The 25,295-nt window shown below is 65.4% G+C and carries 27 protein-coding genes and 1 tRNA gene; 13 read left to right on the top strand and 15 right to left on the bottom strand.

Features of this window, described 5'->3' with window-relative positions:
- Nucleotides 1-93 precede the first annotated feature (93 nt).
- Entirely contained in the window at nt 94-528 is a 435-nt protein-coding gene (locus tag RS899_RS16030) for a DoxX family protein (RefSeq protein ID WP_017517576.1), read from the top strand.
- A gap of 67 nt (nt 529-595) precedes the next feature.
- Here RS899_RS16030 and RS899_RS16025 read toward each other — a convergent pair whose 3' ends face one another.
- Entirely contained in the window at nt 596-1,624 is a 1,029-nt protein-coding gene (locus tag RS899_RS16025; protein ID WP_233297951.1) for a YeiH family protein, read from the bottom strand.
- A gap of 75 nt (nt 1,625-1,699) precedes the next feature.
- Here RS899_RS16025 and RS899_RS16020 point away from each other — a divergent pair, with 75 nt between their 5' ends.
- Nucleotides 1,700-2,617, top strand: coding sequence for a LysR family transcriptional regulator (locus tag RS899_RS16020; protein WP_315807553.1), 918 nt, complete (start codon nt 1,700-1,702; stop codon nt 2,615-2,617).
- On the opposite strand, the gene thpR is transcribed toward RS899_RS16020, so the two are convergent.
- The gene (gene thpR / locus RS899_RS16015) at nt 2,603-3,121 is read right to left on the bottom strand and encodes an RNA 2',3'-cyclic phosphodiesterase (RefSeq protein WP_315807552.1); all 519 of its coding nucleotides are present in this window, start codon (nt 3,119-3,121) and stop codon (nt 2,603-2,605) included. The genes RS899_RS16020 and thpR overlap by 15 nt on opposite strands.
- 182 nt (nt 3,122-3,303) lie before the next feature.
- Between thpR and RS899_RS16010 the strand changes: the two genes are divergently transcribed.
- Nucleotides 3,304-3,624, top strand: a complete 321-nt coding sequence (locus RS899_RS16010) for a hypothetical protein (protein WP_054909696.1) — start codon at nt 3,304-3,306, stop codon at nt 3,622-3,624.
- Nucleotides 3,625-3,738: 114 nt separating this feature from the next.
- On the opposite strand, the gene greB is transcribed toward RS899_RS16010, so the two are convergent.
- From greB to RS899_RS15995, 3 genes are read right to left on the bottom strand one after another with little or no spacing between them, the layout of a single operon-like run.
- Nucleotides 3,739-4,236: a transcription elongation factor GreB gene (gene greB / locus RS899_RS16005; RefSeq protein WP_054909695.1), complete on the bottom strand. Its 498-nt coding sequence runs from the start codon at nt 4,234-4,236 to the stop codon at nt 3,739-3,741.
- 41 nt (nt 4,237-4,277) lie between these two features.
- Nucleotides 4,278-6,779 (bottom strand): ABC transporter permease, encoded by a 2,502-nt coding sequence (locus tag RS899_RS16000; protein WP_315807551.1) that lies wholly within the window; start codon nt 6,777-6,779, stop codon nt 4,278-4,280.
- A gap of 13 nt (nt 6,780-6,792) precedes the next feature.
- Nucleotides 6,793-7,476 (bottom strand): ABC transporter ATP-binding protein, encoded by a 684-nt coding sequence (locus RS899_RS15995; RefSeq protein ID WP_054909693.1) that lies wholly within the window; start codon nt 7,474-7,476, stop codon nt 6,793-6,795.
- Between the two features lie 10 nt (nt 7,477-7,486).
- On the opposite strand from RS899_RS15995, the gene RS899_RS15990 reads away from it, so the two are divergent.
- The 3 genes from RS899_RS15990 (at nt 7,487) to RS899_RS15980 (ending at nt 9,515) form a co-directional block, all read left to right on the top strand.
- Nucleotides 7,487-8,092, top strand: coding sequence for an arylesterase (locus tag RS899_RS15990; protein ID WP_315807550.1), 606 nt, complete (start codon nt 7,487-7,489; stop codon nt 8,090-8,092).
- 87 nt (nt 8,093-8,179) lie between these two features.
- Entirely contained in the window at nt 8,180-8,458 is a 279-nt protein-coding gene (locus RS899_RS15985) for a hypothetical protein (protein WP_045211467.1), read from the top strand.
- A 73-nt stretch (nt 8,459-8,531) separates the two neighbouring features.
- Nucleotides 8,532-9,515 (top strand): L,D-transpeptidase family protein, encoded by a 984-nt coding sequence (locus tag RS899_RS15980; protein WP_024764534.1) that lies wholly within the window; start codon nt 8,532-8,534, stop codon nt 9,513-9,515.
- Nucleotides 9,516-9,634: 119 nt separating this feature from the next.
- On the opposite strand, the gene oprI is transcribed toward RS899_RS15980, so the two are convergent.
- Nucleotides 9,635-9,886, bottom strand: coding sequence for an outer membrane lipoprotei OprI (oprI, locus tag RS899_RS15975; protein ID WP_017517003.1), 252 nt, complete (start codon nt 9,884-9,886; stop codon nt 9,635-9,637).
- A 412-nt stretch (nt 9,887-10,298) separates the two neighbouring features.
- Nucleotides 10,299-10,388, bottom strand: a tRNA-Ser gene (locus tag RS899_RS15970).
- A gap of 161 nt (nt 10,389-10,549) precedes the next feature.
- Here RS899_RS15970 and earP point away from each other — a divergent pair.
- Nucleotides 10,550-11,677: an elongation factor P maturation arginine rhamnosyltransferase EarP gene (gene earP, locus RS899_RS15965; protein ID WP_315807549.1), complete on the top strand. Its 1,128-nt coding sequence runs from the start codon at nt 10,550-10,552 to the stop codon at nt 11,675-11,677.
- A 42-nt stretch (nt 11,678-11,719) separates the two neighbouring features.
- Nucleotides 11,720-12,286 carry an elongation factor P gene (gene efp / locus RS899_RS15960; protein ID WP_045211459.1) on the top strand — a complete coding sequence of 189 codons (567 nt, stop codon included), beginning with the start codon at nt 11,720-11,722 and terminating at the stop codon, nt 12,284-12,286.
- A 78-nt stretch (nt 12,287-12,364) separates the two neighbouring features.
- Here efp and RS899_RS15955 read toward each other — a convergent pair whose 3' ends face one another.
- From RS899_RS15955 to RS899_RS15945, 3 genes are all read right to left on the bottom strand, one after another.
- Nucleotides 12,365-12,793 (bottom strand): organic hydroperoxide resistance protein, encoded by a 429-nt coding sequence (locus tag RS899_RS15955; protein WP_054909689.1) that lies wholly within the window; start codon nt 12,791-12,793, stop codon nt 12,365-12,367.
- Between the two features lie 172 nt (nt 12,794-12,965).
- Complete coding sequence (locus RS899_RS15950; protein ID WP_054909688.1) at nt 12,966-13,415, bottom strand: MarR family winged helix-turn-helix transcriptional regulator; 450 nt, start codon at nt 13,413-13,415, stop codon at nt 12,966-12,968.
- A 62-nt stretch (nt 13,416-13,477) separates the two neighbouring features.
- A complete protein-coding gene (locus RS899_RS15945) occupies nt 13,478-14,434 on the bottom strand; it encodes a LysR family transcriptional regulator (protein ID WP_315807548.1) in 957 nt (318 codons plus the stop codon).
- 105 nt (nt 14,435-14,539) lie between these two features.
- Between RS899_RS15945 and RS899_RS15940 the strand changes: the two genes are divergently transcribed.
- Nucleotides 14,540-15,286 carry a sulfite exporter TauE/SafE family protein gene (locus RS899_RS15940; protein ID WP_054909686.1) on the top strand — a complete coding sequence of 249 codons (747 nt, stop codon included), beginning with the start codon at nt 14,540-14,542 and terminating at the stop codon, nt 15,284-15,286.
- An 18-nt stretch (nt 15,287-15,304) separates the two neighbouring features.
- Here RS899_RS15940 and RS899_RS15935 read toward each other — a convergent pair whose 3' ends face one another.
- Nucleotides 15,305-16,156: a LysR family transcriptional regulator gene (locus RS899_RS15935; protein WP_024764539.1), complete on the bottom strand. Its 852-nt coding sequence runs from the start codon at nt 16,154-16,156 to the stop codon at nt 15,305-15,307.
- Between the two features lie 96 nt (nt 16,157-16,252).
- On the opposite strand from RS899_RS15935, the gene RS899_RS15930 reads away from it, so the two are divergent.
- The 3 genes from RS899_RS15930 to RS899_RS15920 all read left to right on the top strand — a co-directional run bounded on the left by RS899_RS15930 (nt 16,253) and on the right by RS899_RS15920 (nt 18,310).
- Nucleotides 16,253-16,483 (top strand): DUF1127 domain-containing protein, encoded by a 231-nt coding sequence (locus tag RS899_RS15930; RefSeq protein WP_054909685.1) that lies wholly within the window; start codon nt 16,253-16,255, stop codon nt 16,481-16,483.
- A gap of 75 nt (nt 16,484-16,558) precedes the next feature.
- Nucleotides 16,559-17,029: a DUF3291 domain-containing protein gene (locus tag RS899_RS15925; RefSeq protein ID WP_233297943.1), complete on the top strand. Its 471-nt coding sequence runs from the start codon at nt 16,559-16,561 to the stop codon at nt 17,027-17,029.
- Nucleotides 17,030-17,089: 60 nt separating this feature from the next.
- Nucleotides 17,090-18,310 carry a winged helix-turn-helix domain-containing protein gene (locus RS899_RS15920; protein ID WP_315807547.1) on the top strand — a complete coding sequence of 407 codons (1,221 nt, stop codon included), beginning with the start codon at nt 17,090-17,092 and terminating at the stop codon, nt 18,308-18,310.
- Between the two features lie 34 nt (nt 18,311-18,344).
- Here RS899_RS15920 and RS899_RS15915 read toward each other — a convergent pair whose 3' ends face one another.
- The gene (locus tag RS899_RS15915) at nt 18,345-19,106 is read right to left on the bottom strand and encodes a M48 family metalloprotease (protein WP_315807546.1); all 762 of its coding nucleotides are present in this window, start codon (nt 19,104-19,106) and stop codon (nt 18,345-18,347) included.
- 130 nt (nt 19,107-19,236) lie between these two features.
- Nucleotides 19,237-20,583, bottom strand: a complete 1,347-nt coding sequence (locus RS899_RS15910; protein WP_315807545.1) for a class II 3-deoxy-7-phosphoheptulonate synthase — start codon at nt 20,581-20,583, stop codon at nt 19,237-19,239.
- 411 nt (nt 20,584-20,994) lie between these two features.
- Here RS899_RS15910 and RS899_RS15905 point away from each other — a divergent pair, with 411 nt between their 5' ends.
- Nucleotides 20,995-21,756: a spermidine synthase gene (locus RS899_RS15905; protein WP_315807544.1), complete on the top strand. Its 762-nt coding sequence runs from the start codon at nt 20,995-20,997 to the stop codon at nt 21,754-21,756.
- A gap of 19 nt (nt 21,757-21,775) precedes the next feature.
- Here the strand turns inward: RS899_RS15905 and RS899_RS15900 are convergent, their stop codons facing one another.
- Nucleotides 21,776-23,443, bottom strand: a complete 1,668-nt coding sequence (locus RS899_RS15900; RefSeq protein ID WP_315807543.1) for a ShlB/FhaC/HecB family hemolysin secretion/activation protein — start codon at nt 23,441-23,443, stop codon at nt 21,776-21,778.
- Nucleotides 23,444-23,530: 87 nt separating this feature from the next.
- Entirely contained in the window at nt 23,531-25,159 is a 1,629-nt protein-coding gene (locus RS899_RS15895) for a collagen-like triple helix repeat-containing protein (RefSeq protein WP_315807542.1), read from the bottom strand.
- Nucleotides 25,160-25,295: the final 136 nt, after the last annotated feature.

The raw sequence follows: 25,295 nt of genomic DNA, 5'->3' as shown, positions 1-25,295 counted from the left end.
AAAACTGGTTATATTGGTCGCCAAGCAACCACGGTTGTCACCTACTTCCTACGCAACCCTTCGCTCCCACTAGAGCTCGCATAAGGACGCACCATGAACTCGCTGATCAAATCCATCCTGACCACCAACGCTGGCGCCGGCATCGCTGTCCTGCGCATCACCACCGGCCTGACCTTCATGGCTCATGGCTCGCAGAAGCTCTTCGGTGCCTTCGGTGGCCCGGGTCTGCAAGGCATGGCGGGCTGGCTGGAATCCCTCGGCGTGACTCCTGGCTACCTGATGGCTGCCCTGGCCGGCAGCGCCGAATTCTTCGGTGGCCTGGCCCTGGTGCTTGGCTTGCTGGTGCGCCTGGCCAGCATCCCGCTGATCGTCGCCATGCTGGTCGCGGTGTTCAGCGTGCACCTGGCCAACGGCTTTTTCATCACCGCCAACGGCTTCGAATACGCCTTCACCCTGATCATGATCAGCGTCGCGTTGCTGATCAGCGGCGCCGGCCCGTTCTCGCTGGACCGCAAGCTGTCCAGCTGATCGCCGACGCGATAACGAAAAAGGGCGGGCACCCAAGGTGCCCGCCCTTTTTGTTTGCCTGCGTGAATCAGTGGAACAGGTACTGTACGCCGCCGTTGATCAGGCCGCCGCCCACCAGCAGGAAGGCGAACAGACCGGCGCCCAGCAGCAGCGGCTTGGGGCCTTCCTTGCGCAGGTCGCCCAGGCGGGTGGCCAGGCCCAGGGCGGCCATCGCCATGCCGAGCATCACGTCATCCAGTTGCTGCAGCGGCGCCAGCCAGCTTTCCGGCACCCAGCCCAGCGAGCGCAGGCCGGTCACCAGCAGGAAGAACACGGCGAAACCGGGAATGTGCAGTTTGCGGCGCGCGCCGGGCTCGGCGGCTTCGGCGCAACCGACGCGGCCGAGGATCAGCAGGGCCGGGGCCAGCAGCAGGACCCGCAACATCTTGCTGATCAGCGCGGCGTCCGCGGCGGCCGGGTCCATGGCGCGGCCGGCGGCAACCACCTGGGCGACCTCATGGATGGTCGAGCCGGTGAACACGCCGAAGGCCTGCTCGCTGCCGAACAGATTGGGCAGTGCGGCGTAGATCAGCGGATGCAGCAGCATCGCCAGGGTGCCGAAGAGCACCACGGTAGCTACCGCGACGGCGGTGTGCTCGGCACGCGCCTTGAGCACCGGGCTGCTCGCCATGACCGCAGCGGCTCCACAGATGGCGCTGCCGGCGCCGATCAGCAGGGCGCTTTCGCGCGGCAGCTTGAGCCAGCGTTCGCCGATCCACCAGGCGACGGTCAGGGTGCTGGCGACCATCAGCACGTCGATGATCAATGCTGCCGGGCCGAGGGCGGCGATGTCCTGGAAGGTCAGGCGCAGGCCGTAGAGCACAACGCCCAGGCGCAGCAGTTGCTGGCGAGAGAGGTCGATGCCGGGGCGAATGCTGCCGAAGCGCGCGAGCCCCAGGTTGCCGGCCAGCAGGCCGATGAGGATTGCCAGGGTCAGGCTGCCGAGCCCCAGGTGCTGCAGTGCGGGAATTTCCATGAGCTGGCGCGAGCCGAAGGCGATGGCCAGGCAGAGCAGGGCGCCGGGGACGAAGTAGGGCAGGCGGCGGAGGGCGTTCATTGCAGGCTCCTTGTGTAAGGTGAAGCCATGGTGCCGTGGTGCCGCTTAGTGTAAAAACGGATTGTTCTTATTGGGATGACCGGTTTTATCGATATGGGCCCGCGCATCACCCTTCGCCAGTTGGCGACCTTCACCGCGATTGCCGAACTGGGCAATGTCACCCAGGCCGCGGCACGCATCGCGCTTTCGCAGTCCGCCGCCAGCCAGGCGTTGCAGGAGCTGGAGCGTGCACTCGGCACGCGCCTGTTCGACCGCAGTGGCAAACGTCTGGCGCTGAACGACAATGGCCGCGCCTTTTATCCCAAGGCCAGTGCGCTGCTGGCGCAGAGTGCCGAGCTGGAGAGCCTGTTCGAGTCAGCGCCGGTGCAATTGAGCCTCGGTGCCAGCCGCAGCATTGGTGGCTACCTGCTGCCGCAGGTGATGGCCGGCTTTCTCGGCGAATTGCCCGAGAGCCGCCTGGAGCTGCAGGTCGCCAACAGCGGCGGGGTGATCGAGGCGCTGGCCGAGTTCCGCCTGGACGTGGCCTTCATCGAAGCGCCGATCCAGCATCCGCAGATCCAGCTGACGCCCTGGATGGCGGACGAGCTGCTACTGGTCGTGGCGCCGGATCATCCCCTGGCGGCGGCCGAGTGCGTCACCTTGCAGGATCTGGCGGCGGCGCGCTGGGTACTGCGGGAATCCGGGTCGGGCACGCGGGTGACTTTCGAGCAGCAGGTACTGCCGCGCCTGGGCAGCGTCAATGCGCCCCTGGAGGTGAGCAACGCCGAGGCGATCAAGCAGCTGGTTGCGAGCGGTTTCGGCATCGGTTGCCTGTCGCAGCGTGTCGTACAGGCGGAGCTCGCGCGCGGTGAGCTGGTGCAGTTGGATAATCCGCTGGGGCCGCTGCGGCGCACCTTTTTCCGTGCGCTGCACATCGACAAGTACCCCACGGCTGGCCTGCGACGTTTCCTCGATTACGCCCAGGACTGGGCGGCTCGATCAGACGCTATCTAGCGGCCACTCGCCGATGGCGCGGTAGCGCACGCCGGCAGGGCTGTTCTCCGAGCTGAACAGCGTCACGGCCTGGGCCGGCAGCAGAAACGACGCCGTGGCAGCCGGCGTCTGGTGGGCGTGGCGCGCGAGGGTGATGTGGGGATGGAAGGGGCGGTGCTCGACTTCGAATCCGCCTGTCCGCAACTCTTCGCGCAATGCATGCACCAGCTCATGCAGGGCGGCCGGCGCGCTGCTCGGCGCCAGGTGCAGGATGCCATTGCTCCAGCGCGCGATATGGTCCAGCTTCAGGTTGAAGCCCCGGCGCGGCAGGCGTTCGCCGATGGCGCGCAATTCCGCCTTGCGGCCGCGCGGGACGGAGCCGAGAAAAGCCAGCGTCAGGTGCAGGTTGGCCTGGGCAACGGGCTGGCCGTCCAGGCGCAGGCCATCGCGCCAGGCGCAGATTTGCGCTGCCAGCGGCGCCGGGCAGGGCAGGGCGAAGAACAGCCGCAGGGGTGGTGTGGTCATCGACTGAAGTCTCCTTGACAGCTTTGCCGGGGCTTCTCTAGGATGCCGCACAGCGCCGATTTAAGTAGCAACTTGCGGGGCGCGGATGCAGCGATGGCTGGCATCGAAATACCGCTAAAGCGCTGGTTCGGTGTGCCTCTCGCCGCGTCCAGCTGGACCAAAGAGGCGGAAGACATGACACCATGACCTGTCCCAATCCCCATGTGCGCCTGGCTCCGATCACCACCGGCCTGGTTCGTCGCAATCCGAAGATTCTCCTGGGCGGCAATCACCAGCCCACCCTCGTCCGTTACCTCGATGGTTGGCCCAAGCGCTGGAATGGCTCGCGTACCTTCCTGATCCAGTTTGCCGAAACCTTTGCCGATCTCGCGCGCTTCCCGTCCGACAGCTTTGACTTCGCGGTGGTCCAGTCGCCAGTGGCCGAGCAGTTGGAGTCGGCCATCCACGAGCTGACCCGCGTCGCCCGCCAGGGTCTGATCACTCGTCGCCCGCCGTCGCTCTGAGCTCCAGGTTAAGCCTGTAGGAGCGAGCGTGCTCGCGAACGGATTTCCCGGCAGCTCCGGTGCTGGGCAGGTTCGCGAGCAAGCTCGCTCCTGCAAGTGCAGTGCCTGCGTTGCTCAGGGGTACTCGATTTCCACTACGAACCACAGCTTCTCGCCGGAGGGGCTGTGCACCATCACCTCGGCGTCGAGCTCCTTGCCCACCAGGGCGCGGGCCAGCGGCGAGTCGATGCTGATGTGGTTGTTGCGCAGGTCCAGTTCGTCCGGGCCGACGATGCGATAACGGGCCTGCTCGCCGTCCTCGTCTTCCAGGGTGACCCAGGCGCCGAAGTAGACCTTGTTTGGATTGGCCGGGCGCTCGCTGACCACCTTGCAGTTTTCCAGGCGCTTGCGCAGGAAGCGCACGCGGCTGTCGATCTCCCGCAGCATCTTCTTGCCGTAGGTGTACTCGGCGTTCTCCGAGCGATCACCTTGCGCGGCGGCCTCGCTGACCGACTGGGTCACCTGTGGCCGGCGCACGTTCCACAGTTCATGCAGTTCGGCGCGCAGGCGCGCTTCGCCTTCGGGAGTGATCAGCGGGGTACCGGCGGGGCGGGGCGGGCGATAGCGGCTCATGGCATCCAGGGCGGCGAAAGTGATCGGGCGAGTCTACCCGATCAGCTCTCGCGCAGCAGGCGCAACGGGCTCACGTTGAGCGCGCGGCGCGTCCCCAGCAGCCCGGCGCCACCCACCAGCAGCGCCCCCAGTAACGGCAGCGCCAGCAACCAGGGGTGCGGGCTCCACGGCAGGTCGAACACCAGCCGGTAGAGCAGGTAGCTGATCAGCTCGCAGCCCAGTGCCGCCAGCAGGCCGCTGACCGCGCCGAGCAGGGCGAACTCGCTGCGCCGCGTGCGCATCAGCAGGCTGCGTTCGGCCCCCAGGGCACGCAGCAGCGCACCTTGGCGCAGGCGCTCGTCGAGCGTCGCCTGCAGACCGGCGAACAGCACCACGAAGCCGGCGGCAAGGACGAATACCAGCACGTACTCCACGGCCAGCGTCACCTGGTCGAGGATGCTGCGCAGCTGCGCAAGCAGTGCGTCCACCGGCAGCAGGGTGACGGTGGGGTAGGCGCGGGCCAGTTCGATCAACTGGCGCTCCTGGCTGGCCGGCAGATAGAAACTGGTCAGGTAGGTCACCGGCAGGTCGGTCAGGGTGCCCGGCTCGAAGACCATGAAGAAGTTGGGCTGGAAGTTGTCCCACTTTACCGAGCGCAGGCTGCGGATCTGCGCCTCGCGGGTCTGCCCGGCAACGGTGAAACGCAGGTGGTCGCCGACCTTCAGGCCGAGGTTGCCGGCGAGCTTTTCTTCCACCGAGACGCCTGGCAATTCGTTCTTCTCACCTGCCGTCCACCACTCGCCGGCGACTATCTGGTTGCCTGCGGGCAGGCGTGCGGACCAGGTCAGCCCCAGGTCGCGCTGCAGGGCGCGCTCGCTGCGGATGTCCTCGTTCATCGCGTGGACGGGCTTGCCGTTCACCGCCACCAGGCGGCCGGGCACCATCGGGTAGAGGTCTTCGGCATTGGGTGACAGCGACTTCACCCGCTGCTCGAAGCCGTCTTTCTCGGCCGGCAGGATGTTCAGCGCGAAATGGTTCGGGGCATTGGGCGGCAACTGCGAATGCCAGGTATCCAGCAACTCACCGCGCAGCAGGGCGATCAGCGCCATGGCCAGCAGGATCAGGCCGAAGGCGAGGCTCTGCCCGGCGGCCGCCAGCGGGTAACGCAGCAATTGGCCGAGGCCCAGGCGCCACGGCAGGCTGGCCCCTTGCAGCGCGCTACGCAGGCCGCGCAGGGCGAGCAGCAGGATAAAGCCGAGGACCACTGCGGCGATGGCGCCGCCACCGAGCAGGGCGAGGGTGAGTTTCAGGTCTAGGCTCAGCCGCCACATGATCAGGCCGAGGGCGAGCAGCGCGCAGCCGTAGGCCATCCAGGTACGCATCGGCACCGGCAGCAGGTCGCTGCGCAGCACCCGCAGCGGCGGTACGCGGCCAAGGGCAGCCAGCGGCGGAAGGGCAAAGCCGGCCAGCGCGACCAGCCCGGTAGCCATGCCGGCGAGCGCCGGGACGATGCCGGCGTCGGGGATTTCCGGCGGCAGCAGGTTACCCAGCAGGTGCATCAGGCCGAGTTGTGCCAGCCATCCCAGGAAGGCGCCGAAGAGGCTGGCGACCACGCCCAGCACGAACAGCTGGCTGCCATACAGCAGCAGCGCTTCGCGGCGCGACAGTCCCAGGCAGCGCAACAGCGCGCTGGCGTCGAAGCGGCGGGTGGCGAAGCGGTTGGCAGACAGCGCCACCGCCACGCCGGCGAGCAGCACGGCGGCGAGGCTGGCAAGGTTGAGGTAGCGCTCGGCGCGGCCCAGGGCATCGCCGATCTGTCGGTTGCCGTGGTGCGCGTCCTGCAACTCCTGGTTGGCGGCCAGCGTGTTCCGAGTGGCCTGACGATAGGCCTGCAAGGCTTCGTGCGGACCGCCCCACAGGTCGCGGTAGCGCACCCGGCTGCCGGGCTGCACCACGCCGGTGGCGCCCAGGTCCTGCAGGCTCATCATCACGCGCGGGGTAAGGCTGTAGAAGTCGCCGGCGCGATCCGGTTCATAGGTCAGTACACGGGCGATACGCAGGGATTTGCGGCCGATGTCGACGCTGTCGCCGATCTTCAGGTCGAGGCTCGCCAGCAGGCGCGACTCGACCCAGATATCACCCGCTGCCGGGCGTCCGCCTTCGACCTCCGGCTGCAATGGCGCGGGTGCGCTTTTCAGTTCGCCGCGCAAGGGATAGCTGTCGCCGACTGCCTTCACGCTGCTCAGCTGAATGCCGTTGTCGGTGGCCACCACGCTGGAGAACTCCACGCTCTGTGCGTGCTGCAGGCCCAGCTTGAGGCCGCTGTCGATCTGCTCCTGGCGCGCGGGCTGGGTGCCGGTGAGCACCAGGTCGGCGCCGAGGAATTCGGCGGCGCGCACCAGCATGGCGCCGTTCAGGCGAGCGCTGAAGTAGCCGATGGCGGAGCTGGCCGCCACCGCCACCAGCAGGGCGAAGAACAGCACGCGCAGTTCGCCGCTGCGCCCTTCGCGCCATAGCTGGCGCAGGGACAGGCGGAACAGGTTAGGCAGCGACAGTGGCTTCATCGGCTCTCGTCCGTCAGGGTTCGACGTGGTCGATCAGGTGGCCGCTTTCCAGGCGGATGTGACGCTGGCAGCGGTGGGCGAGGCGCTCGTCGTGGGTTACCAGGACGAGGGTGGTACCGCGCTCGCGGTTCAGCTCGAAGAGCAGGTCGCTGATGCGCTCGCCGGTATGGGTGTCGAGGTTGCCGGTGGGCTCGTCGGCGAACAGCACGTCCGGCTCGGCGGCGAAGGCGCGGGCGATGGCGACGCGCTGCTGCTCGCCACCGGAGAGCTGGCGCGGGTAGTGGGTGAGGCGTTGGCCGAGGCCGACTCGCTCCAGCAGTTCACGGGCGCGCTGCCCGGCGTCCTTCCGGCCATCGAGCTCCAGCGGCAGCATGACGTTCTCCAGCGCATTGAGGCTGTCGAGCAGCTGGAACGACTGGAAGACGAAGCCGACATGAGCGGCACGCACGCGGGCGCGCTGGTCCTCATCGAGCCTGCCGAGGGTGTGGCCGAGCAGGACGATCTCGCCGCCGCTGGGCAGGTCGAGCCCGGCCAGCAGGCCGAGGAGGGTGGACTTGCCCGAGCCGGAACTGCCGACGATGGCGAGACTGTCGCCGCGGGAGAGGTCGAGGGAGAGGTCGTGGAGGATGGTCAGCTTGCCTTCCGCGCTGGAAACAACCTTGCTAAGGTTCCGCGCGGTGAGAATGCTTTCGCTCATGGAGAATCCGATGCGTGCATGGCTAATGGGCGGCTGCCTGGCGTTGCTTCTGATCACGCAGCAGGCCGCGGCGCAGACGCTGTTGGTCGTCGGCGATAGTATCAGCGCCGGTTTGGGGCTGGATACCAGCCTGGGTTGGGTCAGCCTGCTGGACAAGCGCTTGAAGGAGCAGGGTTTCGACTACCAGGTGGTGAATGCGTCGATCTCCGGCGATACCACGGCAGGCGGCCTCGCGCGCCTGCCGGCGCTGCTTTCGGAGCAGAAGCCGAAGCTGGTGGTGATCGAACTGGGCGGTAACGATGGCTTGCGTGGGATGGCGCCGGCGCAATTGCAACAGAATCTTGCCTCCATGGTGGATCAGTCGCGCCAGGCGGGCGCGAAGGTCATCCTGCTGGGGATGCGCCTGCCGCCGAACTACGGGCAGCGCTATACCGATGCATTCGCCAAGGTCTTCGACAGCGTGGCGAGCGAGCAGAAGGTTCCGCTGGTACCGTTCTTCCTCGAAGGAGTCGGCGGTGTGCAGGACATGATGCAGGCCGACGGCATTCATCCGGCGGTGGCGGCACAGCCTAAACTGCTCGACAACGTGTGGCCGACGCTCAAACCCTTGCTGTGATGGGCGGTTGCAGTAATAAACCACTGAATCGAGGCTTCCCCGCGCCCGGCCTTTCGGCTATGTTTGCGCACCCTTCTGGAACCCCCTATGTCGCGCCCCGCCTGGACCCTCTTCGCCTACCAGTTGATCGAACCCGATGAGCAGCTGGACCTGTTCGCCTGCCGCGAAGTGCGGGTGCACCTGGTTGCGCGCCAACTGGAGCTGGGAACCCCGGCCGACCGCACCCTGTGCGGCAGCCTGCTGCCGGCGCAGCCTCTGTGGCGCGGCGCCGAGCGGCCGCTGCTGCGCGACCGGCGTATCTGCGCGGCGTGCCTGAAACAACTGGAAGAGGAAAAGCGCGGCGCGCGCAGTTCCTGGCTCGTCTGATATCTCCCGTTGACGGGGCTTGCGGTGGTAAACTGATCACCCTTTGCTCATTGCCCACGTCAAGGATCCTCGGATGTTGTCGCGCGTCATTGCCGCCTGCTCGCTGTCCCTCGCCGCGCTGCTCTCGGCCGGCCCTGTTTCCGCCATTGAATTGCCGCTGCCGGCACCGGGCGACGATATCGTCGGCCAGGTCCAGGTGATCAAGGCCAAGTACGAAGACACCTTCGCCGACCTCGGCGAGAAATACGGCCTCGGCTACTCCGAGATGATCGCCGCCAACCCGGGCGTCGATGCCTGGCTGCCGGGTGTGGGCACCGAGATCATCATTCCGACCCGCTTTGTTCTGCCGGCCGGCCCGCGCGAGGGCGTGGTGATCAACCTCGCCGAATACCGCCTGTACTACTTCCCCAAGGACAAGAACGTCGTCTACACCTACGCCCTGGGTATCGGTCGTGAAGGCTGGGGTTCGCCGGTGGGCAGCACCAGCGTGATCGCCAAGACCAAGGATCCGGCCTGGTATCCGCCGGCGTCGATCCGCGCCGAGCATGCCGCCGATGGTGATCCGCTGCCGACCGTGGTGCCGCCAGGCCCGGACAACCCGCTGGGGCCGTACAAGATGAGCCTGGGCTTCCACGGCTACTTGATCCATGGCTCGAACAAGAAGTTCGGCATCGGTACTCGTACCAGCCACGGTTGCTTCCGCATGTACAACTGGGACGTGACCCAGCTGTTCTCGATGATCCCGGTGGGTACCAAGGTGCGCATCATCAACGAGCCGTACAAGTTCGGTCGCAGCGAAGGCAAGATCTACCTTGAGGCCCATGCGCCGATCGATGACAACGGTGATCCGTCGGTCGTCGACAAGCACACCGCCGTGATCAACGCCCTGCTCAAGCGCGAAGACATCGCCAGCCAGATGCAGATGGACTGGAACGTGGTGCGTGAAGTGGTTGCCGCCGAAGACGGCCTGCCGGTTGCCATTGCCCAGCCGCAGCAGGTGCAGCAAGGCGGATCGGTTGCCGCCACTGTCGACCAGGATGCGATGCCGCTGCAGTAACTTTCTGCGCCAGTGAAAGAGCCCGCCGCGAGCGGGCTTTTTCTTGCCTGCTACTTTCTTGCGGGCATAAAAAAACCGACCCCGGAGGGTCGGTTTTTTCGAACAGATCCGAAGATCTATTACTTGCGGCTGGCTTTGTCCAGCATACGCAGTGCGCGCTCGTTAGCCTCGTCAGCGGTCTGCTGGGCTTTCTGAGCGGCGGCCAGAGCTTCGTCAGCCTTGCGATAGGCTTCATCGGCACGGGCTTGAGCGCGAGCAGCGGCGTCTTCAGTAGCGGTCAGACGTGCTTCGGTTTCTTTCGAGTGGCTGCTGCAACCGGTGGCCAGAACAGCAGCCAGAGCCAGAGCAGAGAATTTCAGAACGTTGTTCATCGTGTTCCCCTTAAGGTGGACATTTCCATTAAAAGCAATCTCCCATGACTGGGAAATTAGCCGGACTACATAGTACTCATTACTTGTAGTAAGTAAACTGACCAAGCGCAAGTGCGGCACTTTTTTTTCATGTTAGGTCGCTCTTCGCAGTAGTGCGAGGCCGATTTGGGCAAAAACTGTCCAATCTGGCAAAGGAGTGTTTCCAAAGTGCGTCAGGCAAGCTCCGAGGCCGCTTTCCGGCCTCTGGAACCAAGCTCTCAGATGACTGTCGACAATGGTCGAACAACTGTTTAATCGCCGTTGTGCATTTGTCCAACTGACAACTTGCAACTAGGTCGCAACAGGTGAAGAAAGTGTGAAGGGGAAAACGAAAAAGCCCGGCTAATTGCTTAGCCGGGCTTTTTCATGAATCTGGCGGTGAGGGAGGGATTCGAACCCTCGATACGATTTCTCGTATACACACTTTCCAGGCGTGCTCCTTCAACCGCTCGGACACCTCACCAGATTTCTCGACAGCGCTGTGTCTGTCGAGGCGCGCACTTTACTCAAAGGTTTCCTCCTTGGCAAATGTTTTTTGAAAATTTTTTCCAAGGGATTCATCGGCTTAAGGAGCGCGGCCGGGATCGCGGGTACACTGGCGCCTTCTGATCCTCGGGAGAGCGCATGGCCAGCTGGGACGTTTTCTGCAGCGTAGTCGACAACTATGGCGATATCGGCGTCACCTGGAGACTGGCTCGCCAACTGGCCGGCGAACATGGCCAGCAGGTTCGGCTATGGGTCGACGATCTGGCGGCCTTCGTGCGCATCTGCCCGACGGCCGATGACGCGGCCGATTCGCAACACCAATCCGGTGTGGAGGTACGCCTGTGGCCGAAGCCCTGGGGGGACACTCACGCGGCGGATGTAGTGGTCGAGGCCTTCGCCTGCGAAATGCCGCCTGCCTATATAGAAGCGATGAAACAACGCCGGCAGCCGTCACTGTGGCTGAACCTGGAATATCTCAGCGCCGAACCGTGGGTGGAGTCCTGCCATGGCTTGCCATCGATGCAGGCCAGCGGTTTGCAGAAGTACTTCTACTTCCCCGGCTTCACTCCGGCCACCGGCGGGCTGTTGCGCGAGAGCGATCTGATTGCCCGGCGCGACGCTTTCCAGGCTGACCCGGCGGCCAGCCTTCGATTCCTGGAAGGTCTGGGCGTGCACCCGCATGCCCATGAGCGGCGCATCTCCCTATTCGCTTATGAAAATGCCGCGCTGGGCAGTTGGCTCGACGCATTGGCTGCCAGCTCCGATAGCACTTTGTTGCTGGTGCCCGAGGGCAGGGTGCTGGCCGATGTCGAGCGCTGGGCGCAGAAAACGTTGAAAGCAGGGGATCAGTTCCAGCGCGGCACCCTGCGCCTGCAGGTACTGCCCTTCGTCCGCCAAGAGGACTATGACCCGCTCCTGTGGAGTTGCGATGTCAATGCGGTGCGCGGCGAGGATTCCTTCGTGCGGGCGCAGTGGGCGGGTCGGCCATTCGTCTGGCACATCTATCAGCAGGATGACGATGTTCACCTGGAGAAATTGCAGGCATTCCTGGCCCTGTTCAGTGACGGGATGGACGAGCCGCTGCGGACCGAGCTGATGGCGTTCTGGATGGCCTGGAATGGTCAGGATGATGCCGGGGTAGCCTGGCAGACGCTGGAAAGCCGGCTGCCGGAGTGGTCCGCGTGGATTGGCAATTGGCAACGGCGACTGACCGAACAAACCGATCTTGCTGCGGGGCTGGTGCGTTTTTATACAAATTGGCTATGATATGGCCCCTGATTTTTGTCTCCAATCCAATCGGATAATCGTATGAAAACCGCACAAGAGTTCCGCGCTGGCCAGGTTGCCAACATCAATGGCGCCCCCTGGGTCATCCAGAAGGCCGAGTTCAACAAGTCCGGCCGTAACTCCGCGGTCGTCAAGATGAAGCTGAAGAACCTGCTGACCGGTGCCGGCACCGAGACCGTGTTCAAGGCCGACGACAAGCTGGAGCCGATCATCCTCGATCGCAAGGAAGTGACCTACTCCTACTTCGCGGACCCGCTGTATGTCTTCATGGACACCGAGTTCAACCAGTACGAGATCGAGAAAGGCGATCTGGAAGGCGTGCTGACCTTCATCGAAGACGGCATGACCGACGTCTGCGAAGCGGTCTTCTACAACGAGAAAGTCATCTCCGTTGAACTGCCGACCACCATCGTTCGCGAAATCGTCTACACCGAGCCGGCCGTCCGTGGCGACACCTCCGGTAAAGTGATGAAGACTGCTCGCCTGAAGAACGGTGCTGAAGTCCAGGTTTCCGCCTTCTGCGAAATCGGCGACTCGATCGAAATCGATACCCGCACTGGCGAGTACAAGTCCCGCGTCAAGGCCTGAGCCTGATTCGAGACACAAAAAAGCCCGGCTGATGCCGGGCTTTTTCGTTTCTGGCGTTCTGGATTGTCGGCGCTGGAGTCAGACGCTGACGTTCAGGCGCACGTCGATATTGCCGCGGGTGGCGTTGGAGTAGGGGCAGACCTGGTGGGCCTTGGCGACCAGGTCTTCAGCCTCGGCCTGGTCAAGGCCTGGCAGGTTGATGTTCAGCTCGACTTCCAGGCCGAAACCGCCGGGGATCTGGCCGATGCCGACCTTGCCGGTGATCGAGGCGTCCGCCGGGATCTGCTTCTTGCTCTGGCTGGCGACGAACTTGATGGCGCCGATGAAGCAGGCCGAGTAGCCAGCGGCGAACAGCTGTTCCGGGTTGGTCGCTTCGCCGCCGGCGCCGCCCAGCTCACGCGGGGTGGTCAGTTTCACGTCGAGGATGCCGTCCGAGGAAACGGCACGGCCGTCGCGGCCTCCGGTGGCGGTAGCGGTGGCGGTGTAGAGGGCTTTGATGGTTTGCATGGTGGTCTCCGGTTCGCTGTCAGGTAAGTCTGGTTGAGAATGTCTTGCTGCTTAATATTTTGTGCACTAAGCAGTTCGTGATGTGAAAGTTAGTTCTATTTAATTTAGTGCGCAAGATAATTGTTGGAAGATTTCTGACTAAGGAACCTGCAGCTTGGGCATAAGCCCCGATTTACGGGGCTTGCAGATGCCCGCGTAGGTCCACGAGCTCCTCCTGGAGTCGCTTCAGACTGTCCAACGTTAGACCGCTGCTGGCCAGGATGCAGGCCGGAATGCGCTCCGCCTGTCGGCGCAGTTCCCGGCCCTTGGCGGTCAGGCGCAACTGCACGACACGCTCGTCTGCCTGACTGCGGGTGCGGGTGATCAGGCCTTCGGCTTCCAGCCGCTTGAGCAGCGGTGTGAGCGAGCCGGGGTCGGTGAGCATGCGCGAGCTGATCTCGCCCACGGTGATGCCGTCTTCTTCCCAGAGCACCAGCATGGCGATGTACTGCGGGTAGGTGAGCCCCAGTTCCTGCAGCAATGGCTTGTACACCTTGGTCATCTGCAGGGACGTGGAGTAGAGGGCGAAGCACAGCTGGTTATCCAGCTTGAGGGCTTCGCAGGTCGGGTCTGGCTTGGTCATGGCGTGCTCCCGGCTGAGCGCTCGAGGCGAAGAGGTGATTGCGCATTAATTTAGCGCGGTGGCTAATTCTTGAACAGCGCTTCCTCCAGTGCCGTGTCCCAGGGGGGAGGGAAACCGAAGCGTTTCAGCAGGAACGCCAGCAGGCGTTCGCTGCGCGGGTGGGTACCGCGTTGCAGGCGCAGCGCGTGGATGACGCCGGGCTCAGGCTCGGGGAGGCCGTTCTCGCAGAACAGAGGCAGCAACTGGCCGCTGATCAGGTACTCACTGCACAACCATGTCGGCAGGTGCGCCAGGCCGATGCCCTGCAGCGCGCCTTCCACCAGTGTTTCCGCATTATTGGCGGTCATGCGCAAGCGGCGCGGCCGAAGCTGCTGCAGCCTGCCGTCGATGAGGAAGCGCCACGCCAGTGCGGGCGCCAGGCCTTCCCAATCGAGGCCGATGTGCTCCTGCAATTCCAGGGGAGAGGCAGGCCTGCCGTGGTGCTGCAGGTAGGCGGGGCTGGCGCAGACGATCCGCCGCATGGAGGCCAGGCGCGTGGCGACCAGGCGGCTGTCGGGCAAGGTCCCGATGCGCAGGACCAGGTCGACCTGGCCGAGGTTCTCCCCGCGGGTGTCGGTGAAGCTGTCGATCAACCGCAGTTGCACGTCCAGGCCGGGGTTGGCGGTAAGGAAGTCGACCAGCGCCGGTGCGAGATGGCGACGCCCGAAAGGTACCGGGGCGTCGATGCGGATCAGGCCTTCCGGCGCGGTGCTCAGCGATACGGCCTCCGCTCGCGCCTGACGCAGTTCGCTGACGATCCGCCGTGCCCGCTCGGCGAAGGCCAGCCCCGCCGGCGTGGCGCGCACGTTGTGGGTGCTGCGCACGAGCAGGGTCGATCCCAGTCCCTGCTCCAGGGAATCCATGCGTCGCGCCACGGCGGAAGGAGTGAGCTGGCGCAGGCGGGCGGCAGCGGAAAAGCTGCCGTTGTCGAGTACGTCCAGGTAGAGATCGAGCTGATCTTCGAGGTTGGAGGGCGTCATGGCATTCATTGGCTATGCAAGAAAGGCAAAACCATTGTGCAGCGCTTTGCGTTTCACATCCAGCCGGGCTTTTCTAGCATGGACGCACTGTTGTGGAGGTGCGTGATGTGGGATCTGGTCGTGGACTTTCTGCTCGGCGTCGTGCTGGGCAGCCTGGGTGGGCTGTTCGGTATCGGCGGCGGGCTGCTGGCGATTCCGGCGCTGGGCGTGCTGTTCGGGCTGGACCAGCAACTGGCGCAGGGCACTGCGCTGGTGATGGTGGTGCCGAACGTGCTGCTGGCAATCTGGCGCTATCACCAGCGCAATCGCATCGATTTCGCCCAGGCCGGGGTGCTGGCGCTGACCGGCCTGGTCTGTGCGTTCTTCGCTTCCAGCATTGCAGTTAACCTGGATGCCCGCAGCATGCGTACCGCCTTCGTGGTTTTCCTGGTGCTGTTGGCGCTGTACCTGTTGGTACGGCTGTTCCAGCGTGTGCCGCAGGGTGGCAGCACGCCGCGCTACGGCCTGCCGTGGATGGGCGTGCTGGGGCTGGGTGCCGGTTCGCTGGGCGGCCTGTTTGGTGTGGGCGGTGGCGTTCTGGCGACGCCGGTGCTGACCTCGGTGTTCGGCCTGACCCAAGTGATCGCCCAAGGCCTCGCGTTGGCACTGGCGGCGCCCAGCACGGGCGTGGCGCTGGCAACCTACGCGGTGCATGGCCACGTGGACTGGCGCATGGGCAGCGCGCTGGCGCTGGGCGGCCTGGTGAGCATTTCCTGGGGCGTGCGGCTGGCCCACGCGCTGCCAGAACGTCAGCTGCGCATGGCCTTCAGTGCCTTCCTGATCGTCTGTGCGGTGCTGCTGGCGGTGCGCTGAGTCCCAGCGTGTTGATAGTCAGGACTTGAAGCCCTCGACTATGTACTCGGCGAGCTTGTCGGTCACCGGCGTCATCTTCTGCCCACGCAGTAGCACGATGCTGGCGTTGGGCAGCACCGGTAGGCCTTCGTCCTCGCCGATGATGCGCAGGTTGCCGGTCAGCAGGCTGCGCAGTTGCGCGGTCACCGCCAGTCCAGCGTTGGCCACGGCGAACAGGGCCGACAGGCTCGGGCTGCTGTAGGCGATGCGGTAGTCCACTTCCATCGCCTCCAGGGCGTTGCAGGCCCAGGCGCGGCAGAAGCAGGCGGTGTTGAACATCGCCAGTGGCAGCGGGCGCTGGTCCTGCGGGCAGAAGCTCTCGGCGGCCATCCAGACGAAGTCTTCCTGGCGCAGCAACTGACCGATCTCGGTGCCCGGCTCGCGGGTGACGATGGACAGGTCGAGGTCGTTGCGCATCAGCAATTGCGCCGAGGAGTCGCAATGCACCTCGACCTGCACCAGCGGGTAGGCCTCGGCGAAGCGCGAGAGGATGCTGGGCAGGAAGCGCATTACATAGTCGTCCGGCGTGCCGATCTTCACCGAGCCGACCATGTGCGGCTGGCGGAAGGTGTTGAACACCTCGCCCTGCAACCGCAGGATGCGCCGGGCGTAACCCAGCAGGATCTGGCCTTCGGGCGTCAGGCGCACCTGGCGGCCATCGCGCTCGAACAGGCTGCGTTCCAGCACGTCCTCCTCCAGGCGCTTCATCTGCATGCTCACCGCCGACTGCGTGCGGTTGACCATCTCGGCGGCGCGGGTGAAGCCGCCGTGGTCGGCGATGGCGACGAAGGTGCGCAGCAGTTCGCTGTCGATGCTGGGGAAGCTGCTCATTCATCAATCTCCGAGATGGGTCGCATAAGAATGATTCGTTGGATTGATCTTAGCGCGAGCAGGAAACTGCATCCAACCCCACAGGGAGGAAGCAAGATGAAAGGTCAAATCGGTTTCGTAGCAGCGTCCTACCATGTTCACAAAATCGCGGCCGCACCGCTGTGGAAGCGCGCCGTGCAACGTGTCCTGCATTGGCACGAACTGGCCCGCCAGCGCCGTGAGCTGGCGACCATGAGCGATGAAGCGCTCAAGGACATCGGCCTGAGTCGCGCCGATATTCAGCAGGAAGTCGAGCGCCCGTTCTGGGCCGACTATGTTCGTCGTTGAGCCTGCCGGGCGGCACGGCCCCTCACCGTGTCGCCCGCTCTTGCAAGTCTGATCAGCGTCATGACAAGGAAGCCCATGTCCACGCATTACCACCTCGCCCAGGTCAACATCGCCAAGGCCCGCGCCCCGCTGGATCATCCCCTGATGAAGGGATTCGTTGACCAGCTCGACCACATCAATGCCCTTGCCGAGCGCAGCGCGGGTTTCGTCTGGCGCCTGCAGACGGAGGAGGGCGATGCCACCTCCATCCGCGTCTTCGACGACCCGCTGATCATCGTCAACCTGTCCGTCTGGGAGTCCGTGGAGGCGTTGAAGGAATACGTCTACAGCGGCGAGCACCTGCAGGTACTGCGCAACAAGCGTGACTGGATGGAGCGCCTTGGCGCGCCAAGCCTGGCGCTCTGGTGGCTGCCCGCAGGCGACCTGCCGGACGTGCCTATGGCCCGCGAGCGCCTGGAGCGCCTGCAGCTGGAGGGGCCGTCGCCGGAAGTCTTCACTTTCGCCCGACCATTCCCGGTGCCCGGATCGTTGGCCGAGCCGGCCTGATGCAGCCAGGCGCGGCAATAGGCGTTAGGCTCTAGGGCTTGCCCCGTCCTGGAGTCCACGATGCCGACCGTAGAGTCCCTGTCCCTCAAGCAAGCCCGCCGTCTGGCCCTGGCCGCCCAGGGCTTCGCCCTGCGCAGGCCTGGTGGCGAGGTGCAGCGTCGCCATGTGCGCAGCCTGCTGGAGCGCCTGGGTGTACTTCAGATCGATTCGGTGAACGCGCTGGTGCGCTCGCATTACCTGCCGTTGTTCTCGCGCCTGGGCAACTACTCGCCGACGCTGCTGGAAGAGGCGGCCTGGAGCGGCGGGCGGCATCGTCGCCTGTTCGAATACTGGGGGCACGAAGCCTCGTTGCTGCCGCTGGAGCTGTATCCGCTGATGCGCTGGCGCATGCGCCGCGCGGCCGAAGGGCGTGGCATCTACCAGCAACTGGCGCGCTTCGGGCGTGAGCGGCAGGCGGTGATCCAGCGGGTGCTCGATGCCGTTCGCGAGCAGGGCGCGCTGGGCGCCGGCAGCCTGACTACCCGAGAGGAGCGCGCCGGCCCCTGGTGGGACTGGAGCGATGAGAAACATGCGCTGGAATGGCTGTTCGCCGTAGGCAAGGTGACGGTCGCCGGGCGGCGTGGCTTCGAGCGTCTGTACGACTTGCCGGAGCGCGTACTGCCGTTCGATCTGCTCCGGCAGCCCGAGTTGGACGAGGCCGAGGCGCAGCGCCAGTTGCTGCTGCATTCCGCCCAGGCTCTGGGCGTGGCCACCGAGAAGGACTTGCGCGACTACTTCCGTCTGGACCCTGCCGACAGCAAGGCGCGGCTGGCGGAGTTGGTGGAGGCGGGCGATCTGCTGGTCGTACAGGTTCAGGGCTGGCAGGCGCCGGCCTATTGCCTGGCGGATCCGGTCATTCCGCGCAAGGTGCGCGCCAGTGCCTTGCTGTCGCCATTCGATTCACTGGTCTGGGAGCGCGCCCGCACTGAGCGGCTGTTCGATTTCCGTTACCGCCTGGAGATCTACACGCCGCAGCACAAACGCGTTTACGGCTACTACGTCCTGCCTTTCCTGTTCAACGAGCACCTGGGCGCGCGGGTCGATCTGCGCTCCGATCGCGCCGCGGGAAAGCTGGTGGTGCATGCCGTCCACGAAGAGGAAAAGGGATTGGGTGAAGAGGGCCACATCGCATTGGCGCAGCAATTGAACGAGATGGCGCGCTGGCTGGGGCTCGAACGGGTGGCGGTGAACTGCCAGCGGCCCTCGGGCGAGCGCCTGCAGGGGCTGCTGGCGCAAGCCTGAAACGAAACGGGCCTCCGCAGAGGCCCGTCTGTGATCACTTGCCGCTGGCGATGCGTTTACGGATGTGGTCCGCACGCTGCTGCGAGCCGGGGTGGGAGTCGAACATGCTGCTCTCCTGGCCGCCGCTGAGCTTGGCCAGCTTGTCGAAGGCGCTGGCCAGGCCGTTGAGGTCGATGCCGCGCTTCTTCAGCAGGTCGAAGGAGTAATCGTCGGCCGCCGACTCCTGGGACTGGGAGAACTGCGCGTTGACCAGCGCTTCACCGATTTCACCCAGCTGCGATTGCGACAGGGCGGCGACGGTAGCATTCCCTGACGCTGCGACGGCACCGCGGGCGGCGGCGGTTGCGTAGGCAGTCTGGGTGGCCTTCTTCACGTGGCCTAGGGCGACGTGGCCGATCTCGTGGCCGAGCACGCCTTCCACTTCGTTGTCGTTCATCAGGTCCATCAGGCCGGAGTAGACGCGTACACAGCCGTTGGCCATGGCGAAGGCGTTGATGTCGTCGGTGAGGTAGACCTTGTAGTTGATCGAGGTGCCGGTCAGCGGGTTGCCCAGGGCGGCGGCGATCTTGTCCAGGCGCTGCGCGTAGGGGCTGGAGGCCGGGGCGATCTGGGCTTCGGCATCCTGCTTGGCACAGGCTTCGTCGGCTACCTGCTTGATCTCGGCATCGCTGAGGGTGGCGGCCTTCATGGCCATCATGCCCGACTGCACGAGGCTGTCGGTGTTCATGTTCTGGCAGCCGGAGAGCGCGGCGCTGGCGCCGATCAGCAGGGCGAGGAGGGAGCGGTGCAGTTGCATCGGGGATCTTCCTTGGTTGGCGGTTTCCATGGCGCGGCGGCTGCCGCGCGGGGCGCCACTCTAGGTAGGCGCCCCTGTACCGTCAATTGCAGGAAGTGGTTTTAGGACTGCTCTGAGACCGGTGTCGGATTCAGCGGCGAACCTGCTTCAGGGTTTCGGCGATGAGGAAGGCCAGCTCCAGCGACTGGTCCGCGTTCAGGCGCGGGTCGCAGTGAGTGTGGTAGCGATCGCTCAGGCCGGCCTCGGTGATCGGCCGCGCACCGCCGATGCACTCGGTGACGTTCTGCCCGGTCATCTCGATGTGGATGCCGCCGGCGTAGCTGCCCTCGGCCCGGTGTACTTCGAAGAACTGCCGGACCTCGGCGAGGATGCGCGCGAAGTCGCGGGTCTTGTAGCCGCTGGAGGCCTTGATGGTGTTGCCGTGCATGGGGTCGGAGCTCCACAGCACCTGCTTGCCCTCGCGCTGCACGGTCTGGATCAGGCGCGGCAGGCCGTCGCCGACCTTGTCGGCGCCCATGCGCACGATGAGGTTGAGGCGGCCGGGCTCGTTGTCCGGGTTGAGGATGTCGATCAGGCGGATCAGCTCCTCGCTGTCCATGCTCGGGCCGACCTTCACGCCGATGGGGTTGCCGACGCCGCGGAGCATTTCGATGTGGGCGCCGTCGAGCTGGCGGGTGCGATCGCCGATCCACAGCATGTGCGCGGAGCAGTCGTACCAGCCGCCGGTGAGGCTGTCGCGGCGGATGAAGGCTTCCTCGTAGTTCAGCAGCAGCGCTTCATGGGCGGTGAAGAAGCTGGTTTCGCGCAGTTGCGGCGCGGTATCCAGGCCGCAGGCACGCATGAAGGCGAGGGTTTCGTCGATGCGGTCGGCCAGTTGCTGGTAGCGCTCGGACAGCGCCGAGTTGGCAATGAAGTCGAGGTTCCACTGGTGCACCTGGTGCAGGTCGGCGAAGCCGCCATTGGCGAAGGCGCGCAGCAGGTTCAGTGAGGCCGTGGACTGGTGGTAGGCCTGCAGCAGGCGGTCCGGGTCCGGCACGCGGCTTTTCTCGTCGAAGCCGATGCCGTTGACGATGTCGCCGCGGTAAGCCGGCAAGGTCACGCCGTCGATGGTTTCATCGCCGGAGGAGCGTGGTTTGGCGAACTGGCCGGCCATGCGGCCGACCTTCACCACCGGGCAGCCGGCAGCGAAGGTCATGACCACGGCCATCTGCAGCAGCACCTTGAAGGTGTCACGGATCTTCGCCGCGGAGAACTCGGCGAAGCTCTCGGCACAGTCGCCGCCCTGCAGCAGGAAGGCGCGGCCAGCGGTGACCTCGGCGAACTGTCGGCGCAGCTCGCGGGCCTCGCCGGCGAACACCAGCGGCGGGAAGCTGGCGAGGGTGCGTTCGACCTCGCTCACGCGGTTCGCGTCGGGGTAGGCGGGCTGTTGCTGGATCGGTTTGCTTCTCCAGCTATCGGGGCTCCAGGGCAGGCTCATTGGCGGGTCTTCGCGGCTATGGACGGTATCCGCCCATGGTATCAGCTCGGCATATGGCCCGCGCGAGGTCGCCGTGGCGGTTTGCGCTGGAAAAGAAGGGACATCCTTGTCCTGGGGAACACTGGTGGGCGATCAGCCGCCCGCGCAGCGCACAGGTGTGCGCTGACGCAGGAATACCGACGAAAGACAGTGACGGTTGGCGGACTCGCGAAGGGCACTACGCTGGCGCATGCTTGGTTGTGCCTCTTGGGCTGTTATTCTTGCGGCTTTGCCGACCTGGCGGTCGACGTGTGGCCGTCTTGATTCGAAGGATTATTGCGTGCGCGAGCCCCTGTATTTCAATGGCAATCCGTGCCGTTCGCCGTATCCGGCGAGCCGCATTGCCATGGCAGTTTCCTCCCGGAGCCAGTGATGAGCGAGGAACTGTTGAGCGAAGAGTTGCTGATCGTCGAGGAGCGCGATGACTTCGGCGTGATCCGTGTCGTGGAGAGCGGTGCCTTCCGCTACCTGGAGTTCGGCGACGAGGTCGAGCAGAGCTGCGTGCTGATGGGTGATCCGAGCTGGCTGGAGTATGACTACTCCCGCGCCATGCTGGTCGGCGCGCTGTGCCATCCGCGTCCGCGGCGCGCGCTCTTCCTCGGATTTGGTGCCGGCAGCTTGACCCAGGCCTGCCTGAAGTACCTGCCGCTGGACGAAGTGGAAGCCATCGAACTGCGTCCGTCCATTCCGCGCCTGGCCCGCGAGCACCTCGGCCTGGCGGACGATGAGCGCCTGAACCTGCGCATCGGCGATGCCGTGCAGGAACTGGCCGGGTGCGAGCCGGCCGACCTGATCTTCCTTGATCTCTATACCGATACCGGACCCGCGCCGGCGCACATCGGCTGGGACTTTCTCGGCGCCTGCCGCGAACGCCTGCGGCCGGGTGGCTGGCTGGTGATCAACCAGTGGAGCACCGACGACGGCCGGCCCCTGGGCGCCGCGTTGCTGCGCGGACGCTTCAACCGGCATTACTGGGAATGCCCGGTGCCCGAAGGCAACGTGATCGTCTTCGTCCCCGCCGAACTGGATCAGAAACTGAACCTGCGCGGCCTGAAGAAGCGTGTCGGCCAGCTTGAACCGAAGCTGGGCTATTCGCTGCGCACCTACATCGAGTCACTGCGCCCGGCGCAGTGACTCTCTGCATGGGTATCCATCAGGGAATCTGGTAGCTGAAGGCGAAGTTCAGCCGCGGGCTGCGCTCGTTGTTGTCCAGGGCCCGGTCGCCGAAGGGTTTTGCCACTTCCATCGACACCAGGTAGTGCTTGCGGTCGGAGAAGCGCACGCCCAGCGCCGCGGAGCCGAGCTTGCCTTCGTTCAGACCGTCCTGGTTGTAGCGGGTGCGCGCGGTGTCGACGACGAAGTAGGGCTGGATCTGGTTGAGCACCACGCTCTGCCGCAGGAAGGAATAGTTCAACTCGTAGGCGGCGCCCCAGCCCTTGTCGCCGGTGGCCTGGTCGTCGGGGTAGCCGCGGCCGAAGTTGCTGCCGCCGTAGGTGACTTGCTCGGAGTCCGGCAGCACGTCGTCGCTCCACTGGAAGGCGGCGGTCACCACGCCCTGCCAGTTGGAGCCGAACTGGTCCTGCTGGGCGCCGTAGCCGAGCAGGCGGGTGAAGTTCTTCTTGATCGGGTCCGGCGTCTCCGCGCCCATACCATTGAGGCCCTGGTAAACCGCCACGCTGCCGGCTCGCACGCGCTTCTCGGCGAATTGCTGGACGACGGTTTCGATCCCCACCACGCGCAGCTTGCTCTTCTGCTCGATGCGGAAGGGAATGGCCGGGTAGACCAGGTCGTAGCGGCTGGTGTCGTTCACCGTATAGCCGCGCAGGTTCAGGTCCCAGGTCAGGTCGCGGCGCAGCACCAGCGGAATCCCCAGGCCGGCGCTGACCCGCTCGTTCTGCCGCTTGCGCTCGAACTCCAGGCCGCTGGCCAGGCGCAGGTTCTCGCCGGGGCGCGAGTTGTACTTGCTGTAGCCGGCGAGCAGTTGCAGGCCGTTGTCACCCAGCAGCTGGCTGTAGTTCCAGGCGCGGTAGTACTCGTGATCGTCTCCCGGCGGGTAGAGGTAGCTGAACTGCAGTTGCTCGCCCCAGCCGAGCATCGACATCACCTCGGCGTTGAACAGCCCGCGCTGCTCGCCCCGGCGGGAGTCGAGGTTCATGCCGGTGTCGAAGCGCTTCTGCTTGCCGGCCAGCTCCAGCACGGCGCCGCCGTCGCTGGTGGTGGGCGGGTTGAGCGCCATGGCCATCTGCATGCCGGGCACCCGGCTCATCAGCACGCTGAAGCGCTCGAAGCTTTCGCGGGTCAGGGGTTTTTCCGCTTTCAGTTTTTCGATCCAGCGGTCCACGCGCATCTGGTGCACGCCCAGGTCGCCCGCAGCACGGACCTGGCTGATGTGACCCTCGACCAGCACGATCCGCGCGACGCCGCTACCGAAGTCCTGGTTGGGCACGTAGGCGAAGGAGATGAAGTAGCCGTCATCCTGGTAGCGCTGGGTGATGGCCTTGGCCGCCGCCACCAGCTCGCTGACCTGGATGGTGCGCTTGGTCAGTGGTTCCAGTAGCGGTTTCCAGGTCTCGACGGGGTAGTGCTTGCCGCCGGCCAGTTCGATGCGCTTGATGCGGATGCGCTGCTGGAGAACCTGGCCGGGTTGGCTGGCTGAAGGCTCCGGAGCCGTGACCTTGGGGGCCTTGGGGCGAATGTCGCCGCCAGGAAGGTTGGGGCGGGGAAGGGTCTGTTCGATATCAGAGCCGGGAAGCTGGATCGGGCGCTCGGCCCAGGCGAAAGGTGCAGCCAACAACAGGGGAAGGACAGCGAGTCTGCGCATCTGGCTCCTCCATGAGACCGATCTTCTTATTAAAAGACCAGGAGCCGTGGGCGGCTCCTGGTTAGTACAGTATGGGCGTAAATCGGATTATTGCTTGTGCGTACCGATCGCCAATCCACCGCCCAGTCCGCCGGTCACACCACCCAGCGCGCCACCCACGGCGCCCAGCGTATTGCCCAGCAGGCCTCCCTGGCCGCTGGTGCCGCCAGTCGTACCGGCGCCAGCGCCGACTGCCACGCCCGAACCCTGGGCGTTGCTGCCGATGCCCACGCCTGCCCCGGCGACCAGGCCGCCACCACCGGTGAGGCCGCTGGTCAGGCCGCCGACGGTTCCGGCCACGCCGTTGACCAGGCCGCCGACCGGGTTGCTGCCGCCGGCAGCGCCGCCGAGGGAGCCGGTGATGCCGCCGACTGCGCCAGTCACACCGCTGACCAGGCCGCCGACCGGATTGCTGCCGCCGGCAGCGCCGCCGAGGGAACCGGTGATGCCGCCGACCGCGCCGGTCACACCGCCGACCAGGCCGCCGACCGGATTGCTGCCACCGGCAGCGCCGCCGAGAGAACCAGTGATGCCGCCGACCGCGCCGGTCACACCGCCGACCAGGCCGCCCACCGGATTACTGCCACCGGTAGCGCCGCCCAGGGAGCCGGTGACACCGCCGAGCAGACCGCCGCCCGGGTTGCTGCCGTTGACCAGGCCGCCGGCCGCACTGACTGCCTGACCCGCATTGCTGACGATTCCGCCGACCGGGGCCAGCGCCGGATTCTGGCTGGCGACCTGGTTGCCTGTCTGGGTCACAACGCCGCCGACGGTGGTCAACAGGTTGTTCACCGGCGTTCCCAGTCCGGTGGCGGCGCCCACGCCGCGAGTGGTTCCTTCGATGTTGCCGACCAGACCGGCGGTGGTGCCGCTGAGCTGGGTGGTCAGTTGGCTCAGCGGGCCGGTGGTGACCGCGCCGCTGAGGGAGTCACCGAGCATGGTGATCTTGCCGCCGACACCATCCACCAGGCCGCCCACCTGGCCGGTCAGGCCGTTGAGCGGGGTATTGGCCAGCACCGGCGCATCGCCGATGGCTGCCACGGTGTCGCCCAGGCTGCTCACGGCGGCGCCGGTATGGCTCACCAGGCCGGTTACGCCAGCCACGGTAGTGCCCACTGCGTTGGGGTTGTTGCCCAGTTGGCCGAGGCCATTGGTGACGCCGGTGCCGACGCTGTCCACCCCGGCCCCGACTTCCTGGACCAGGTTGCCGGCATTCTGCGTGACACCGTTGCCCAGGATCGGCAGGTCGACGGTTTTCACCACGCCCCCCACGGTGCTCACGGTGCCGCCGACATTGGAGACTGCTTCGCCGGTGTTGGTCAGGATGTTGCCGGTGGTGCTGGCGGGCGGAGTGGTCGTGCCGCCGCCATCGGTACCGCCTCCGTCCGTGCCGCCACCGCCAGTTCCGCCGGTCCCACCGGTACCGCCAGTTCCTCCGGTGCCGTCGGTGCCACCAGTGCCACCGGTTCCTCCAGTACCACCGGTGCCGTCGGTACCGCCTGTACCGCCTGTACCGCCAGAGCCACCGGAACCATCGCCGCCGGAACCGCTGTCGGCGGGTTGCTCGGAACTGCTGCCGGAAGAGTGGTGGCTGCTGCCGCCCTTGCTGCTGCAACCTTGCAGGGAGAGGGCAACGACGAGAAGGGAAAGCGCGAAAACACGGATCGGGCCTGACATGAGAAGTTCCTCCATGAGAACGTCAGTCAGCGGGCTGCCCGGTCGGTATCCGGCGCGTCGCTGAGCTGCTCTGGAGTCAGTTCTAGAGGTTTGTTTTCAGACGCGAAATTGGAACTTGTATATAGTCGTTTTGTGA

Source organism: Pseudomonas sp. C9-3 (assembly GCF_032392015.1).
GTDB classification, from domain to species: Bacteria; Pseudomonadota; Gammaproteobacteria; order Pseudomonadales; family Pseudomonadaceae; genus Pseudomonas; species Pseudomonas nitroreducens.
Note: the sequence above shows the minus strand (reverse complement) of the source record. Positions and strands in the feature narration are given on the sequence as shown.

What these genes read in the sequence shown, in the direction of transcription:
- RS899_RS15955 (WP_054909689.1), bottom strand. Translation starts at nt 12,793, where the DNA reads ATGCAAACCATCAAAGCCCTCTACACCGCCACCGCTACCGCCACCGGA.
- RS899_RS16030 (WP_017517576.1), top strand. Translation starts at nt 94, where the DNA reads ATGAACTCGCTGATCAAATCCATCCTGACCACCAACGCTGGCGCCGGC.
- RS899_RS15905 (WP_315807544.1), top strand. Translation starts at nt 20,995, where the DNA reads ATGAGCGAGGAACTGTTGAGCGAAGAGTTGCTGATCGTCGAGGAGCGC.
- RS899_RS16010 (WP_054909696.1), top strand. Translation starts at nt 3,304, where the DNA reads ATGACCTGTCCCAATCCCCATGTGCGCCTGGCTCCGATCACCACCGGC.
- RS899_RS16000 (WP_315807551.1), bottom strand. Translation starts at nt 6,779, where the DNA reads ATGAAGCCACTGTCGCTGCCTAACCTGTTCCGCCTGTCCCTGCGCCAG.
- RS899_RS16020 (WP_315807553.1), top strand. Translation starts at nt 1,700, where the DNA reads ATGACCGGTTTTATCGATATGGGCCCGCGCATCACCCTTCGCCAGTTG.
- RS899_RS15915 (WP_315807546.1), bottom strand. Translation starts at nt 19,106, where the DNA reads ATGCAACTGCACCGCTCCCTCCTCGCCCTGCTGATCGGCGCCAGCGCC.
- RS899_RS15925 (WP_233297943.1), top strand. Translation starts at nt 16,559, where the DNA reads ATGTCCACGCATTACCACCTCGCCCAGGTCAACATCGCCAAGGCCCGC.
- efp (WP_045211459.1), top strand. Translation starts at nt 11,720, where the DNA reads ATGAAAACCGCACAAGAGTTCCGCGCTGGCCAGGTTGCCAACATCAAT.
- RS899_RS15990 (WP_315807550.1), top strand. Translation starts at nt 7,487, where the DNA reads ATGCGTGCATGGCTAATGGGCGGCTGCCTGGCGTTGCTTCTGATCACG.
- RS899_RS15900 (WP_315807543.1), bottom strand. Translation starts at nt 23,443, where the DNA reads ATGCGCAGACTCGCTGTCCTTCCCCTGTTGTTGGCTGCACCTTTCGCC.
- RS899_RS15995 (WP_054909693.1), bottom strand. Translation starts at nt 7,476, where the DNA reads ATGAGCGAAAGCATTCTCACCGCGCGGAACCTTAGCAAGGTTGTTTCC.
- RS899_RS15930 (WP_054909685.1), top strand. Translation starts at nt 16,253, where the DNA reads ATGAAAGGTCAAATCGGTTTCGTAGCAGCGTCCTACCATGTTCACAAA.
- oprI (WP_017517003.1), bottom strand. Translation starts at nt 9,886, where the DNA reads ATGAACAACGTTCTGAAATTCTCTGCTCTGGCTCTGGCTGCTGTTCTG.
- RS899_RS15985 (WP_045211467.1), top strand. Translation starts at nt 8,180, where the DNA reads ATGTCGCGCCCCGCCTGGACCCTCTTCGCCTACCAGTTGATCGAACCC.
- RS899_RS15950 (WP_054909688.1), bottom strand. Translation starts at nt 13,415, where the DNA reads ATGACCAAGCCAGACCCGACCTGCGAAGCCCTCAAGCTGGATAACCAG.
- thpR (WP_315807552.1), bottom strand. Translation starts at nt 3,121, where the DNA reads ATGACCACACCACCCCTGCGGCTGTTCTTCGCCCTGCCCTGCCCGGCG.
- greB (WP_054909695.1), bottom strand. Translation starts at nt 4,236, where the DNA reads ATGAGCCGCTATCGCCCGCCCCGCCCCGCCGGTACCCCGCTGATCACT.
- RS899_RS15945 (WP_315807548.1), bottom strand. Translation starts at nt 14,434, where the DNA reads ATGACGCCCTCCAACCTCGAAGATCAGCTCGATCTCTACCTGGACGTA.
- RS899_RS15895 (WP_315807542.1), bottom strand. Translation starts at nt 25,159, where the DNA reads ATGTCAGGCCCGATCCGTGTTTTCGCGCTTTCCCTTCTCGTCGTTGCC.
- RS899_RS15920 (WP_315807547.1), top strand. Translation starts at nt 17,090, where the DNA reads ATGCCGACCGTAGAGTCCCTGTCCCTCAAGCAAGCCCGCCGTCTGGCC.
- RS899_RS15910 (WP_315807545.1), bottom strand. Translation starts at nt 20,583, where the DNA reads ATGAGCCTGCCCTGGAGCCCCGATAGCTGGAGAAGCAAACCGATCCAG.
- earP (WP_315807549.1), top strand. Translation starts at nt 10,550, where the DNA reads ATGGCCAGCTGGGACGTTTTCTGCAGCGTAGTCGACAACTATGGCGAT.
- RS899_RS15935 (WP_024764539.1), bottom strand. Translation starts at nt 16,156, where the DNA reads ATGAGCAGCTTCCCCAGCATCGACAGCGAACTGCTGCGCACCTTCGTC.
- RS899_RS15940 (WP_054909686.1), top strand. Translation starts at nt 14,540, where the DNA reads ATGTGGGATCTGGTCGTGGACTTTCTGCTCGGCGTCGTGCTGGGCAGC.
- RS899_RS16025 (WP_233297951.1), bottom strand. Translation starts at nt 1,624, where the DNA reads ATGAACGCCCTCCGCCGCCTGCCCTACTTCGTCCCCGGCGCCCTGCTC.
- RS899_RS15980 (WP_024764534.1), top strand. Translation starts at nt 8,532, where the DNA reads ATGTTGTCGCGCGTCATTGCCGCCTGCTCGCTGTCCCTCGCCGCGCTG.